The organism is Tenuibacillus multivorans (genome assembly GCF_900103915.1).
GTDB lineage: Bacteria > Bacillota > Bacilli > Bacillales > Alkalibacillaceae > Tenuibacillus > Tenuibacillus multivorans.
Map to the genome: position 1 here is coordinate 353,277 of NZ_FNIG01000003.1, position 14,742 is coordinate 368,018.

Here is a 14,742-nt window from a genome sequence, read left to right on the forward strand (position 1 = left end):
GAAAGGAAGTACACAATGATTACATTTAAAGATCTTTCATTAGTTTATCCCAATGGTACACCAGGCTTAAAAGACGTCAATGTCACGGTTAATGAAGGTGAATTCGTTGTCATTGTTGGTTTATCAGGTGCAGGTAAATCTACTTTTATAAGAAGTATTAACCGAATGGTGAACCCAACAGAAGGTGAACTATATGTTGAAGATGAGAACATTTTAGACTTAAAAGGAAAAGACTTAAGAAAATTACGGACAAAGGTTGGCATGATTTTTCAAAACTATAATCTAGTAAATCGTTCTAGTGTTTTTAAAAATACGATTAGTGGTCGATTAGGACATACAGGTACTCTAAAAAGTATATTCAACTTATTCTCAAAAGAAGATAAAGCAAGAGCTTATAATAACTTAAAACGTGTTAATATCGAAGAATACATATACCAACGTGCTGACCAATTAAGTGGTGGACAGCAACAACGCGTTAGTATTGCCCGTGTTTTAACTCAAGACCCTAAATTAATTTTAGCTGACGAACCAGTTGCAAGCCTTGACCCACCAACATCCCATCAAGTTATGCAATATTTGAAAAAGATTAATACAGAGGATAATATTACGACGATTGTTAACCTCCATTTCATTGACATGGCAATGGAATATGCCGATCGAATTATCGGTATGCGTGATGGTGAGGTTGTTTTCGATGGTCCTGTGAGTGAAGTGTCTGAAAAAACATTTGAACAAATCTATAATCGTCCAATTCGTGAGGATGATTTAAGGGGAAGTGACACTGATGACGGAGAAGAATAAGAATCAAAAATCGAAGTCAAACGTGCATTCACTCTATCCACGGAAACTAAAACTTCAAATTACATGGATCTTTATCATCGTTCTATTATTCTATTTTTATAGTTTATACGAAACTGGAGCAGATTTTGTAACGTTAATAGTAGATTTTGACAAAATTATTAATGCACTATTTAACAAGATGCTCCCGCCCAATTGGGAATATATTAGTGTTGCCATAGATCCATTAATTGAAACGATTCAAATTGCTGTCGTCGCAACAACATTTTCAGTTTTAATCTGTATTCCAGCAAGCTTAATGGCAGCAAACACCATTGTTAAAAACAAATTTATCTATCAAACAACGCGTACAATCCTAAATATATTACGTACGATTCCTGATATTTTATTAGCAACCATATTTGTTAGCTTATTTGGTATTGGGATTATTTCAGGTATCTTAGCTCTAACTATTTTCTCATTAGGGCTATTAGCTAAATTATTAAGTGAAACGATTGAAACAATTGATCCTCGTCAACTCGAGGCGATTCGAGCATCAGGTGGTAACATCATTCAAGTTATTTGGTATGGTGTTGTCCCACAAGTATTACCACAGTTTATTTCTTATGGTCTTTATGTATTTGAACTAAATGTGCGTGCTTCATTAGTATTAGGTTTCGTTGGTGCAGGTGGTATTGGTACAATCATCGATACAGAATTAAACTTCTTAAGATACCAAAACGTTATGGCTATACTAATTGTTCTACTTGTTGCTGTGATCATCATTGAAACAATTAGTAACATGCTTAGAAGGAGAGTTGTATAATGGGCAAATATTTACCACCAAAGCCACATCAAACACAAAAACGTATACGAAACCTAATTATATATACGATACTAGCGATTATCTTTATCTGGGCCTTTAAAGGCGTTTGGGACCGCGCTGATTGGTCTGTTTTTAATAATTTAGCTGAAAAATTCCAACGAGTTATACCTAGTTTGTTTAGCCCTGATTGGAATCAATTGGATAAAGTTTGGGAAAAAATTGTTGAGACTGTGTTTATAGCTTATGCAGGTACATTAATCGCGGCTATATTAGCGGTACCATTTGGTTTTTGGGCTGCAAAAAATATGGTTAAATCACCGATCTGGAATACGTTAGGTAAATGGTTTCTGATTTTAGACCGTACCTTCCCCGAATTAATATTAGCGATTTTCTTTGTTATTACTGTTGGGCCAGGAGCATTTGCCGGAGTATTAACGATTGGTTTAACTGCATTTGGTATGTTAGGTAAGTTATATGCCGAAGTTATTGAAAGTATCGATATGAAAGTGGTTGAAGCAATGGAAGCTAATGGTGCGAATAAAATGCAAATTCTATTTTACGCCATTTTTCCACAGGTTTTACCTGAATTCCTTTCATTCGCCTTATACCGATTTGAGATCGACATTCGTGCCTCAACAATCTTAGGTCTAGTTGGTGCCGGTGGTATCGGTACATTAATCGTCCTGTCTGCGGCTAACCGAAATTGGGAGCAGTTAGGCTTGATCTTACTCGGTATCATTGTTGTCGTATCAGTTATCGACTTTGCATCTACTAAAATTAGAAAACGTTTAGTATAAGTTAAAGAGTTGCTTTTAGGGCAACTCTTTTTCTCATATTTACAAGTTTATATTTTACATATATTATTGTATAACAACATAAGAAAGGGTGACTTACCTTGTTTGTATTACTAAATAATAAATTCATTGATCGTCAAGATAGCCTCATTGATATTGAGGATCGTGGTAACCAATTTGGTGATGGTGTCTATGAGGTTTTTCGCATTTATGATGGCGAATATTTTCTATTAGACGATCATTTAAAAAGGCTGGAATTCAGCTTAAAAGAGACACAGATCGATTACAATCTTAATCAAAGTAAGCTAAAAGATCAATTATTAACATTAGCTCAAAAAAATGACGTTGTCGATGGTGGCATTTATCTTCAAATTTCACGTGGATCAGCCGCTCGTAATCACCCGTTTCCAGAACAGACAACACCAACGGTTTTAGCTTATCCTATTCCCGTCACGCAGCCGAAAGAGCAACAGCAAAACGGGATTCAAGCTACATTATATCAAGATATTCGCTGGTTGCGATGTGATATTAAGAGCTTAAACTTATTAGGTAATGTCATGGCTAAACAACACGCACTGGATTACGGTGTGAATGAAGCCATTTTTTATCGGGATAAAGATCATGTGACAGAAGGTAGCTCATGTAATGTCTTTATCGTTCGAGACGGTGTGATCCAAACACATCCTGCTAATAACTATATCTTAAATGGAATCACACGACTATATATTCAGTACTTAGCTAAGCAATTGGATATTCCTATTAAGGAGGAAGTCTTCTCAGTTGATGAATTAAAACAGGCTGATGAAGTGTTTATTTCTTCTACCACATCTGAAGTTATTTCGGTAATTGATATTGATGGCCAAACGATAGGCGATGGTCAACCAGGACCGGTTGCTCAGCAATTATTGGATGCTTTTTTCGATCATAAAGATATTCAACAATTACCTTGATGAATTGATCGATTTCAACACAATTCTTTTTTACAAACCTATTTCATGCTAATATAAAGTAGAGAATATTAGGGAGGGATATAAATGGGCGTCATTGCAGAAGCTACTCCTAACCCCAATGCGATGAAATTCACTGTCGATCACGTCATTTTTGAAGGCGACGACAGCATATCCGTTATGCAAGGTGAAACGAGTGAACATGAAATTTTAAACGAATTAATGAATCTTGAAGGTGTCGATAATGTTTTTGGTTATCACAACTTCATAACCGTGAACAAAACGTTTGATGCAGATTGGGATCAATTAATCCCAAAGGTTGAAACAGTGTTTGAAAATCACGGTTACTAATGAAAATAAGGCATCTCACCATTAAGTGGCGAGATGCCTTATTTTTTACTCATTAAAATTTTCTAACGTTACGGGATAATGATTAGCTTGTTTTCCTTCTTTTGCGTCATAATTGTAAAGAATTAACGATAACACACCGTATTCTGGTAATTGATCTTTTTCAATATTGACATCAATTTCAAACGATCCCCAGGATGGTGCCCCCTCTGTTTGTACCTTTTGTTCCTCAATAAACATATGGTGGCCATCTTCTACTGTATAGTGGAATACACCTTCAAATACTTTAGCCTCACCTGTAATCGTATACTGGCCATTTTCACCTTCTACTTGAACATTACGGAAGGTTTCACTGCTTTGTTTTTCTGGTACTTCAATCGTTGTCTCATTCACAAATGGTTTCGTTTGAATCCCTTGTTTATTAATTTCTCGAGGTAAAAGTTCAACCGTCACATTATATTCCTTTGCGTCAACCTGTGTACCGTTGGATGTATAATCCCATGCCTGTTCCCAAGTTAAAGAGCTATTTGGTTCAATCGTTTCATAATTTATCGCTTGTGTGAACATCATACCTTCTGAGAACTTATAAACGACCTCATCTGTCTCAGGGTCGGTAACCGTAATCTCGTATTTTTGACCTGAACTAAAAGAAACCTCGACATCTTCTTCACTATTATTGGTTAACTCCATTTTAAATAGAGCTTGATTCTCTTCTAACACAATATCAGTTGTGAATTTAAGTTGATCAATCATGGCTTGAAGATCATCTCCATTAGACGATTCACCATTCATATTTCCTTCCTCCTCAGTAGGTTCTTGTTCCTCTTGAGAAGCTTCTGCGGAATCATTAGATGTTCCACACGCCGCTAGAATTATCAGTGTTGATAATAAGAGTATGATTTTTTTCAACAATGATGCCCCCTTCATTTGTTTGTAAAATTAGCTTTAACTATATAGTCGTTTAATATTTTTTAAGGTTACAACTTCTCATCATCTTTTCTAAAGAAACCAAAAATACCGGTTGTCTGTACGATATTTGCAAACGCATTTGGATCAACTTCTTTAATAATTTGCTGCAAATCATACAATTCATAACGGGTGATGACGATCATTAACATTTCTCGCGCTTCATTCGAGAAAACTCCTTTTGCGGGCACACTCGTAATACCACGGACCATGGTCGAATGTATCGCCTTCGTCAAGGCATCGCCTTTTGATGTGATAATCATCGCTGTCAGCTTTTCATGGCGCGTATGAATAGCATCAATGACACGTGTCGTTACATATAACGTCACTAAAGTATATAACGCCTTTTCTGGTTCGTATAACCAACCTGCAAGGAAGATAATGAGACTATTTAGGATTAAAAAATAAATGCCAATCGGGCGATCCTTTAGACGTGATAACACCATCGCGATGATGTCCATCCCGCCAGTCGATGCCCCCCATTTCAAGGTGATTCCAACACCTATACCCGCTAAAATTCCACCAAATACCGCGTTTAGCAAAATATCATCTGCTAAATTCATAAGTGGAATCGTCTCTAAGAAAAAGGTTGTAACCGCAACTGAAATGGCACTATATACTGTGAACCCTTTACCAACTTTAAGCCACCCAAGAATAGCCACGGGGATATTTAACAAGAACAATAGAATACCCGTACTTAAATCTATATTTAAAAAATCCTGAAAAATACTCGACATCATTTGGGCAACACCGGTAAACCCACTTGCATAAACATTCGCTTCAATTAAGAAAAAATTTAACGCAAGTGCATTAAAGATTGCTCCAATGATGACGATGATGAATCGTTTTACCTCAAATATAAACATAGCGACAGCGACCCCCTGAAGATTTCATTGACGTTTTAGCTTGAGACAGATAAACTAATATAAAGAAAATACTTAATATTGACAAAAATAACCTAAATGATTCCTACATATATCATACTATATTTTTTAATAATAGGAGGAAATCCATGAATGTTCAAATTGTAATTGATTCAGCCTCAGATTTACCAAAAAGCATCCTAGAAGATTATCAATTAGAAAGCGTTCCATTGATTGTCCATTTAGATGATCAGGACTACTTAGATGGCGAAACAATTGAACCCAAAATGGTGTACGATGCCATGCGTGAAGGTAAAAGTCCTAAGACCGCTCAGGCTACACCGGAATCTTTTTACAACGTCTTTAAGAAACACGCTGAGCAAGGTAAGGCTATTATTTATCTTGCCTTCTCATCAGAATTATCCGGTACTTATCAGAGCGCTGTCATTGCCAAAGACCAAGTCTTAGAAGAGTTGCCTGAAGCGGATATTTATTGTATTGACACAAGAGCTGCATCATTGGGCTGTGGGTTGATCGCCTATCACGCCGCACAACTTGCCCAAGACAATGCAGATGTTCAAGACATTTTAGACTTGGCAAACCATTATGTGAATAATATGGAACACATCTTTACGGTTGACGACCTTGAATATTTACAGCGAGGTGGTCGTGTCAGTAAAGCACAAGCGTTTGTTGGAAGCCTATTAAAAATTAAGCCACTTTTACATGTCGACGATGGAAAACTGGTTCCACTTGAGAAAATCCGTGGTTCGAAAAAAGTTTTACGTCGCATGGTCGATGTTATGAAAGAGCGCGGCGAAGATTTTCAAAACCAAACCATTGCGATTACCCATGGCGATGATGAAGAAAACGCCAGCAAACTTAAAAATCTAATTCAAGAAGAGCTCAGTCCAAAAGATGTTATCATCCATACCATTGGATCAGCGATCGGCGCACACGCTGGTCCCGGAACCATAGCTTTATTTTTCTTGAATAAAGTCAAAAAATAAGCTGTATATTAGGGTTTTACCCTTTTATACAGCTTTTTAATACGTTATTTTTTATTTTTTCGATACATCACAAGCGTAAAGGTGACGAAAATAGCCATGATTCCACCGAAGATTAATATTAACGGCCAGTAAATACCAGTACTATTCTGAACCATAAAAATGTTGGATGATTCACGTTCGGCAGCTACGGTGTAGATACCTTCCTCCTTTTCACGAACAAGGTCATCAATTAAAAGGCCCCGTAGCTCCAGACCGGGTTCCAATTCGATATCTACTTTTTGTAAAGATGAACTGTTATTAATCGCGACGATAGTCGTTTCATCTTTATAGGTTCGTTTAAACACTAAATAACCATCGTCAGCATGTAACAATTCGAATTCACCTTTAGCAAGAGATGGTAAATCATCATAAGCATTTGAGATTTTTTCAATATGGCGAATGAGCTGATCATCACCCGCTAGGAAGTTCACCGTCTGATGGTGTGACAAATCTTCTGTCACACCATCTAACGGAATTTCCGTACCTTGATAAAAAAGTGGCTCATTTGCTGTTGTCATTAAATAGGTTATCGCTAACTTCCAATGCGTAATGGGGTGACTACCTGTTGCTGCAAAGCTATGTGTAAACCGGTCAGTATCATAAAGATCCATGGATTGGACGATTTGCCCATTACTCCAATCTGTTGCATTAAGTAACGGCTCTAATGGTTGATCAAAGTCTTTAAGGAAGTTGACCGCCTCATCTCGTACACTTCGATCGACCACTCGATCAAAACCTAGTTGAATCCATTTTTCTGGATTGTTAGTCACTTCGGTCATGAACCAACTATCGACTTCATCTATAATGCGTTGCCAAGTAGCGTCAGGTTGTTTATCTAAGTCTGAAAAATAATATCCACTAATCGGTAGCCCATCTTTCCAAGCCTGAAGATGATTGATCATTTCGTCTTCTGTCAAGTTATCTGTTATCGGAAAATGTAAAAGAACTTCCATATTTTGGTCGTTTAAAGACTGAATTAGTTGTGACAGATCTTCTTTTGTACCGAATGTTTCTTGGATTTTTTCATAGGATGTGACATTAACCCCCGTATAATCATTCGTTTGAAAAACGGGTGATAAAATAATATGTGTCACACCTAATGTGGCCAAATGATCGATTCGGTTTTCAATACCTTGAAAATCTCCTCCATGAAAGCCTTCGGGATCATCTAAATTAACACCTACTTGATCTATATCCCCGCTTTCAAATCGATCAACTAAGATATAATAATAAACATTTTCACCTTCATCAGCTTGGACCATCGTTGGTAAGACCATGACGAGAGTGATCGCGAATAGTATGCTTTTTAATTTCAATGGTGCTCACTCACTTTCGTAACAAAATATCTAGTCTAGAATTGTGGAACCCAGTTCATGTTTTCAAGAAGAATATCATTTTATTCGAGAACAAATTTATCCGTATTGAGAGAAATTCATTCTTCTCGAGAAAAACCTTATCTAATAAACATACAAAAAGCCCCTTAGGAGGGACTTTTCGTTTATTATGGCAATATTCCTAATGGTAATCGACCAAATCCAAGCGCTAATACTAAAATTAAAGCTAACGCAAACTGTAGCCAGCCAGCAAAAGATGATTGTCCCTTCTTAACACGGGCTAATATCATTTCCATTGCAGCGACTAACCAAATTCCGGCTAGGGATTTAACAATAGATTCTGCAAAAGTGCCACCTGATGTATCAATATAATTACTGAAGAATAAAATCGCACCTGAGACGATAATTAAAATATAAAATAGACGTAGAATCATATGTGTAATCTTGGCAGCTTTTTCATTTGATTGTTTCAGTAAAGCAAGTACAACTAGAAATAAAATGATTCCAACTACCCAAGTTGTAATATGTAAATGTGTATTATAGTATAATGCATCCATTAATCTTTTCCTCCTTTTACCCCTATCCTATCATTTTTGATTATAAAGTGCGATTAATTTATTGACAACTTTGAAACAAATTATACAAACAGGTATAATAATTGATAGCGATTTCATTTTGGAGGGATATCATGACAAAAGATAGTCAATCAATTATGCAACAAACAGACAAATATGGAGCAAAAAACTATGTACCATTGCCAATTGTCGTTCATAAAGCGGACGGCATATGGGTGGAAGACCCTGAAGGCAATCGATACTTAGATATGTTAAGTGCCTACTCCGCTGTTAACCAAGGGCACCGTCACCCAAAGATTATCCAGGCACTTAACGATCAAGCTGACCGCGTAACGTTAACTTCTCGTGCTTTTCATAACGATCAGCTAGGGCCTTGGTATGAAAAGATTTGTAAACTTACAAATAAAGAAATGGCATTACCTATGAATACAGGTGCTGAAGCAGTTGAAACAGCCATTAAAGCTGCACGTCGCTGGGCGTATGATGTTAAAGGTGTAGCTGATGGCAAAGCTGAAATCATTGCCTGTGAAGGAAACTTCCATGGCCGTACGATGACTGCCGTATCTTTATCATCTGAGGAAGAATACCAACGTGGTTTCGGTCCATTATTACCTGGAATCAAAACGATTCCGTATGGTGATGTCGACGCCTTAAAAGAAGCCATTACCGAAAATACTGCGGCTTTCTTATTTGAGCCAATTCAAGGCGAAGCTGGTATCGTCATGCCACCTGAAGGCTTCCTTAAAGAAGCATATGAGGTGTGTAAAGAAAATAACGTATTATATATGGCAGATGAAATCCAAGCTGGGCTAGCGCGTACAGGTAAAATGTTCGCTTGTGATTGGGAAAATGTTGAGCCAGACGTCCTAATCTTAGGTAAAGCACTAGGCGGGGGCGTATTTCCAATCTCATGTGTGGTGGCTAATGAAGATATCTTAGGTGTCTTCAACCCCGGTTCACACGGTTCAACATTCGGTGGAAACCCATTAGCTTGTGCCGTCTCCGTAGCAGCGTTAGATGTATTAATTGATGAAAAATTAGCTGAACGTTCACTTGAACTAGGTGAATATATGTTAAATGAATTAAAAACAATTGATAACCCGGTTATTAAGAAAATTCGCGGTAAAGGATTATTTATCGGCGTTGAATTAACAGAAGCAGCTCGCCCATATTGTGAACAGTTAAAGGAAAAAGGATTGCTTTGTAAAGAAACACACGAAAACGTTATCCGTTTCGCTCCACCACTGATTATTGATAAAGAAGATCTCACGTGGGCAATTGAAAAAATTAGAGAAGTTTTGTAAGGTTGTCTAAATGGGTCAAGCTTTAAAGTTTGACCCATTTTATTCTTTAATTGGAAATATAATACTAGACACCTGAACCCTAATAATAAATACATTTACTTCAATCAAATTTCTCAATTTGTATTGACTATTTGAATTATATTAATTATAATATTTGAACTATTCATGCGATAATTGAAATAAAGTAAGGTGAATCAAAATGATTAAATATCCATTTCTAAAAGAAAAAGCAACCATTGGTGTCACCGCTCCATCGTCAGGTGTTCCAAAAGAACTGCATACCATCTTAAAAGACGCTTGTAATCAAATGGAGTCAAAAGGGTTTCACGTTACTTGTGGTGATACAGTTTGGACACAGGGAAAGGCTAAATCAGCACCTGCTAAAGTTAGAGCGGAAGAATTTAATCAAATGATGCAAAACCCCGATATTGATATCATTATCCCGCCGTGGGGTGGGGAATTATTAATTGAAACCCTTGAACACATTGATTTCAATCAAATACAAAACAAATGGATTTTAGGTTATTCTGATGTGAGTCTATTATTACTAGCGATTACTCTACAGACTGGCATTGCTACAGCTCACGGAACTAATTTAGTAAACTTAAGAGGAGAATATTCAGATGAAACAACAGCGATGTGGCAATCGGTTTTATCTACGAAAAAAGGTGAATCGATTCTCCAACGTTCTTCAGAAAAGTTCCAAAAAGAGTGGCAATTTGGTAATCCTACACCACATATCTTTCATTTGACTGAGGCAACTGAATGGAAAACAACGTCCAATCAAAGAGTGACGTTTCAAGGACGTTTACTCGGGGGCTGCATTGATACTGTACATCATTTAGTAGGAACACCATTTGGCAATGTTGAAAGCTTTAGGAAGAATTATCTAAATGAAAATGAATCAATCATCTGGTTCTTCGAAAACTGTGAATTAACAACAACTGACCTTCGTAGATCCCTCGTACAAATGAAATTAGCTGGTTGGTTTGATCATTGTTCAGGAATCTTATTTGGTAGAAGTGAAGCTAACACGACTGTTGATGGTTACACTGCGGAAGATATTTATCAAGAACTTGAAAATGACCTTGGAGTTCCGATTATATACGACATCGATTGTGGTCATCAGCCACCACAAATAACACTCATCAATGGCGCTTATGCTGAAGTTGAAACACATGATAATAAAGGATCTGTTCTACAATATTTTTATGAATAATAAAAAATAACAGGAGAATTCCCTAAGTAGTTGAGTTAGGTGTATAAACATTAAAAATGTTTTATAAGTTGAGCATTGATTACAATTTGGTAGTGAACCCCAAAAGTTAGAGTTTTGATTATGCAACTGTGTAGCTGGTTTGAGTTCGGTATTCCACTGGACTTAAACCAGCCAATTTTTCTTTTATGCGTTCGTGATTGTAATAATCGATGTACCTCTCGATTTCCTTCTTTAATTCAGTATAAGAAACCAAGTGTTCCCCGTAATATACATAAATTCATTTCTCCTCTATCGCTTGAATCATTTCATCTCCTCAACTTCCAAAATCTTTTTCTGACCCCATGGAGATAGTGCGATGGTAACGATCATTTTATCATTAGTCGTGTCGAACTTTTCTCCTGTACCCTCTTCGATGTAATAACGACTTAATCCATAATTCACGCGATAAGCATCCTCAAATTCTTGATTTAAATAACGTGCTCTAATCACCGCTTCGTCTTCATTAGGGTCCATTTTTTTATCTGAAGCAGCTTTCACACGATAAATCCCTCGCTCATCGGGTTTTAACAATACATATATAACCTGATTCGGTTTGACATCCTCACTTGCAAACCAATTTTCTGGTCGGATGCTTTCAGCCGTGTAATTTAAGTGAACATAATCCCCATAAAACACATCTCGAGGGTCGTATGGCTCTGTTTCAAGCTGAATAATCTGACTAAACTCTTCAAAAAAGTAGTTTAATCCAGCCATTCCCACTAAAAAGACCACTTGGAGTGTGACAACAATTACAAATAACTTTTTTCTCATTTCACACATCCTCTCGTTTCTGGCTGACGAACTCTTTACGGTGTCTCTCCAAAAAGAAGCCAATCAGAAATAGAATGATCCCACCGACCAAGAAGAATAATGACTTGTCAAGAAAATCCCAAGCTAATTGCAGATAGACAATAAACGTACTGACTAAGAACGCTCCCGTTCCTAGACGCACGGTTCTCCGGTCTATTTCATGATAGCCTTCAAGTATTTTACTTACCGAAAATAGAAATAACACCACATAGGCTAGAAAGGACGCTATTTCAACGAGGATAAAAACCGGAAAAAACAACACCAATTGATATAACTTGTAGCGATGCTCATTTTTCAAAGTCAAATATATAGCTAAACCTAAAAGAATAGTTAAGATGATATAAAACATAAAATGAGAACTAAACTCGTCTCTTGCATATGCAAAATCATAGATAAAGGACTGAATGATCGTTAAGACAAACATAAATGTCAGTGATACCGATTGAAACGGCCGACTAATATTATAATCTTTCACATAAGTACCTATAACATATAAGACTAAACCAAAAATCATTAACCAATAATAATCATCTATATGTTCTAACGAGTATCCAATTAGCTGAACCATATAAGCAATCGCAAAAAGCCAGGCTATGGATGATTGCTTTTTGATAAATACAATCGCTCCATATCCAACCATAAAAATACCAAACAATAACCAATCAAAATCATGCATATTAATTAGTCCGTAGATTTGCCCAACTGACACGATGACAAGACCTGTAAATAATATAAACGTGTGCGGCCGGCTCAAATATAATAAATAAGCCGCTATTCCCCATACGATAAAGGCAAACACATTATTCATACTATAATGATACATCTGTCCGGTCAGAAAAATTCCTGAACCAAAAATGGCCAAGGCGACAACATAACAAAACACACTATAAGTATAATGTTCTCTGCGGTGAAACAACTCACCTATCCCGTAAAACCCAATGAGGAAGGATATAATAATAATCATTCGAAAAGTGTCCGGAATCATTTGCCAATTTGCTGCTACAAATGTTAAACAAGCTAATCCAATTAATAAAGCTGAAAAAAAGAATATTAAAGAAAGTTGATCCTTTTCTTCATAGCGGTTTATAATTTGATCTCTTTGTTCCTGGCTAATGATCCCATCTTCTACCCATTGTTTAGATTCCTCTATTAATTTAATGCGTTTCATTTTTAATCATCCTTTTTGACCATTGGTTGAACCCTATTATATGTAAGGGTTCGATAAACCCATTCTAATGGTCCAAAATAAAAACGTTTAACGTACCACTGACTAAATATAATTTGTAATCCAAAAATCGCCATGCCAATCACCATTAATGTGACCAAATTTAATTCACCATACAAGTTAAACCCAATGCCATAAAATAGAGTAGTACCTATTAAAGATTGCATCACATAATTGGTCAAGGATAATTTACCAACATTTGATAATATTCTTTCGACAGCTGAAAAATTCCTGCTTTTAAATATAACTAATAAAACTAAAAAATAGAAAATACTTGAAAAAGAACCACCGATCGCATCTTGGGCATAGTCAAACCATGTCGGCATTCCAAACAAATATGGTGCTATTTTAAATAGTATAAATACGACAAAAGAACCTAGTAGCCACTTCTTGATCTCACTATTATTCTTTTGTGTTTCATCGATCCAGCCACGTTTTTTAATCATGATGCCCAATAAAAACATCGGTAGTATCGATAAAATCATAAACAACCATTGTAATGGATGATTCATATTCAACCAATCAAAGAAATTTTGACTCATGACGGATTCCAAATTCCCTGAATAGCCAAGCATAGCTTGTTGAATTAACTGTGAATTCATACTTACCGAATATTCCCGAACTAAGAACATTAAAAGCGTCATCAATACTGCAGGTATTAATAAAAGGTTAAATGCCCATTTCATTAATGACATTGCGCTTTTGCTTATGAATAAAAGACTAATTAATCCTATAACACTGTAGGTCAGTAAGATGTCACCATACCATATAAAAATACCATGTAAAAGACCAAATCCCATTAAAACAAACATCCGTCTTAACAGAATTGGTTTAGGATTCAGACGCTTTTGTTGCAACCGTTCAAACATCATATAAATACCTAAGCCAAATAATAACGAAAACAATGGATAAAAACTAGCTTGTACAAACATATCTATCGATGCTAATAACACGTGTTCGATTGAACCACTATAAAAGCCTTCCATTCCACCGTACATAAAGTGTGGAGAATGAAATGATAATAGATTAACCAATAAAATTCCTAATAGTGCTAGGCCCCTGATTGCGTCGATTGCCTTTACTCGACTTTTTACTGGACTTCCCGGATTCATAATGACCACCTCTCTTTTGAACCATTATAACACTATACAAAAGGACTGAAATTACTGATAACACATGAACCTTTCAGTTCATATATTAGGGTGAAAGGAGTTATATATATGCCTGCATTTGTCGGTGCTATCAAAGTTAATGCTGTATCATCATCAGCAGTCTTTCATATTGGTGATACCTATTATATTCAACCAATTAGTACAGCTAAGACTTATGCTGGTGGAGGCTCTTTTAACACTGGTGATGGAATAAGAGTCCAGCTTGATTATTCAGATACAATTGTTTTTGATCAAGATCAAATAGATTATTAATGGGGTGAATCAATTGTGCTTAACTATTCACCAACAAATTTATATTAATTTTTTAAAAGTCGAAGCTATTTCAAACTCTTCCGTCCTTCAAGTAGGTAGTTCGGGTTCAATCCAATCTGTTTCTAATATTTATAACACAGGTGGCTATACTGAGCCAGCTGAAGAAGCTGAAGCACCTGGTGAAGATGAATCCATTATAAGTTTACCTGCCATCCCATTCACTAATTAAAAAATGGCTTCAT

At 36.3% G+C, this 14,742-nt stretch carries 17 protein-coding genes and 1 pseudogene; 10 read left to right on the forward strand and 8 right to left on the reverse strand.

Going from position 1 to position 14,742, the window contains the following annotated elements:
• Window positions 1–15 precede the first annotated feature (15 nt).
• The 5 genes from phnC (at window position 16) to BLP77_RS06760 (ending at window position 3,695) form a co-directional block, all read left to right on the forward strand.
• The gene (gene phnC / locus BLP77_RS06740; protein ID WP_093856350.1) at window positions 16–801 is read left to right on the forward strand and encodes a phosphonate ABC transporter ATP-binding protein; all 786 of its coding nucleotides are present in this window, start codon (window positions 16–18) and stop codon (window positions 799–801) included.
• A complete protein-coding gene (gene phnE, locus BLP77_RS06745) occupies window positions 785–1,603 on the forward strand; it encodes a phosphonate ABC transporter, permease protein PhnE (protein ID WP_093856351.1) in 819 nt (272 codons plus the stop codon). The genes phnC and phnE (BLP77_RS06745) overlap by 17 nt, the downstream gene beginning before the upstream one ends.
• The gene (gene phnE, locus BLP77_RS06750; protein ID WP_093856352.1) at window positions 1,603–2,400 is read left to right on the forward strand and encodes a phosphonate ABC transporter, permease protein PhnE; all 798 of its coding nucleotides are present in this window, start codon (window positions 1,603–1,605) and stop codon (window positions 2,398–2,400) included. The genes phnE (BLP77_RS06745) and phnE (BLP77_RS06750) overlap by 1 nt, the downstream gene beginning before the upstream one ends.
• Before the next feature lie 98 nt (window positions 2,401–2,498).
• On the forward strand, window positions 2,499–3,347 hold the full coding sequence (dat, locus tag BLP77_RS06755) for a D-amino-acid transaminase (RefSeq protein WP_093856353.1): 849 nt from the start codon (window positions 2,499–2,501) through the stop codon (window positions 3,345–3,347).
• Window positions 3,348–3,431: 84 nt separating this feature from the next.
• A complete protein-coding gene (locus BLP77_RS06760; protein WP_093856354.1) occupies window positions 3,432–3,695 on the forward strand; it encodes a NifU N-terminal domain-containing protein in 264 nt (87 codons plus the stop codon).
• A gap of 45 nt (window positions 3,696–3,740) precedes the next feature.
• Here BLP77_RS06760 and BLP77_RS06765 read toward each other — a convergent pair whose 3' ends face one another.
• Both BLP77_RS06765 and BLP77_RS06770 read right to left on the reverse strand, forming a co-directional pair.
• Window positions 3,741–4,601 (reverse strand): BsuPI-related putative proteinase inhibitor, encoded by an 861-nt coding sequence (locus BLP77_RS06765; RefSeq protein WP_176752981.1) that lies wholly within the window; start codon window positions 4,599–4,601, stop codon window positions 3,741–3,743.
• A 68-nt stretch (window positions 4,602–4,669) separates the two neighbouring features.
• Window positions 4,670–5,524 carry a YitT family protein gene (locus tag BLP77_RS06770; RefSeq protein WP_093856356.1) on the reverse strand — a complete coding sequence of 285 codons (855 nt, stop codon included), beginning with the start codon at window positions 5,522–5,524 and terminating at the stop codon, window positions 4,670–4,672.
• Between the two features lie 146 nt (window positions 5,525–5,670).
• Between BLP77_RS06770 and BLP77_RS06775 the strand changes: the two genes are divergently transcribed.
• Window positions 5,671–6,531, forward strand: a complete 861-nt coding sequence (locus tag BLP77_RS06775) for a DegV family protein (RefSeq protein WP_093856357.1) — start codon at window positions 5,671–5,673, stop codon at window positions 6,529–6,531.
• Window positions 6,532–6,575: 44 nt separating this feature from the next.
• Here BLP77_RS06775 and BLP77_RS06780 read toward each other — a convergent pair whose 3' ends face one another.
• A complete protein-coding gene (locus BLP77_RS06780; protein WP_093856358.1) occupies window positions 6,576–7,886 on the reverse strand; it encodes an alpha-amylase family glycosyl hydrolase in 1,311 nt (436 codons plus the stop codon).
• Window positions 7,887–8,071: 185 nt separating this feature from the next.
• Entirely contained in the window at window positions 8,072–8,461 is a 390-nt protein-coding gene (locus tag BLP77_RS06785) for a YisL family protein (RefSeq protein WP_093856359.1), read from the reverse strand.
• A gap of 131 nt (window positions 8,462–8,592) precedes the next feature.
• Here BLP77_RS06785 and BLP77_RS06790 point away from each other — a divergent pair, with 131 nt between their 5' ends.
• Together BLP77_RS06790 and BLP77_RS06795 are read left to right on the forward strand one after the other, a co-directional pair.
• The gene (locus BLP77_RS06790; RefSeq protein WP_093856360.1) at window positions 8,593–9,783 is read left to right on the forward strand and encodes an ornithine--oxo-acid transaminase; all 1,191 of its coding nucleotides are present in this window, start codon (window positions 8,593–8,595) and stop codon (window positions 9,781–9,783) included.
• 199 nt (window positions 9,784–9,982) lie between these two features.
• Window positions 9,983–11,002, forward strand: a complete 1,020-nt coding sequence (locus BLP77_RS06795) for a S66 family peptidase (RefSeq protein WP_093856361.1) — start codon at window positions 9,983–9,985, stop codon at window positions 11,000–11,002.
• Window positions 11,003–11,120: 118 nt separating this feature from the next.
• Here the strand turns inward: BLP77_RS06795 and BLP77_RS06800 are convergent.
• The 4 genes and pseudogenes from BLP77_RS06800 to BLP77_RS06815 all read right to left on the reverse strand — a co-directional run.
• Window positions 11,121–11,270 (reverse strand): annotated as a pseudogene (locus tag BLP77_RS06800) (IS3 family transposase); the annotation flags it as partial.
• 32 nt (window positions 11,271–11,302) lie between these two features.
• A complete protein-coding gene (locus tag BLP77_RS06805) occupies window positions 11,303–11,812 on the reverse strand; it encodes a GDYXXLXY domain-containing protein (protein WP_176752983.1) in 510 nt (169 codons plus the stop codon).
• Between the two features lies 1 nt (window position 11,813).
• The gene (locus BLP77_RS06810; RefSeq protein ID WP_093856364.1) at window positions 11,814–13,019 is read right to left on the reverse strand and encodes a DUF2157 domain-containing protein; all 1,206 of its coding nucleotides are present in this window, start codon (window positions 13,017–13,019) and stop codon (window positions 11,814–11,816) included.
• A 2-nt stretch (window positions 13,020–13,021) separates the two neighbouring features.
• On the reverse strand, window positions 13,022–14,188 hold the full coding sequence (locus BLP77_RS06815) for a DUF418 domain-containing protein (protein ID WP_093856365.1): 1,167 nt from the start codon (window positions 14,186–14,188) through the stop codon (window positions 13,022–13,024).
• Between the two features lie 108 nt (window positions 14,189–14,296).
• On the opposite strand from BLP77_RS06815, the gene BLP77_RS06820 reads away from it, so the two are divergent.
• Both BLP77_RS06820 and BLP77_RS06825 read left to right on the forward strand, forming a co-directional pair.
• Window positions 14,297–14,500 carry a spore germination protein gene (locus BLP77_RS06820; RefSeq protein ID WP_093856366.1) on the forward strand — a complete coding sequence of 68 codons (204 nt, stop codon included), beginning with the start codon at window positions 14,297–14,299 and terminating at the stop codon, window positions 14,498–14,500.
• A gap of 13 nt (window positions 14,501–14,513) precedes the next feature.
• Window positions 14,514–14,729, forward strand: a complete 216-nt coding sequence (locus BLP77_RS06825; protein ID WP_093856367.1) for a spore germination protein GerPB — start codon at window positions 14,514–14,516, stop codon at window positions 14,727–14,729.
• Window positions 14,730–14,742: the final 13 nt, after the last annotated feature.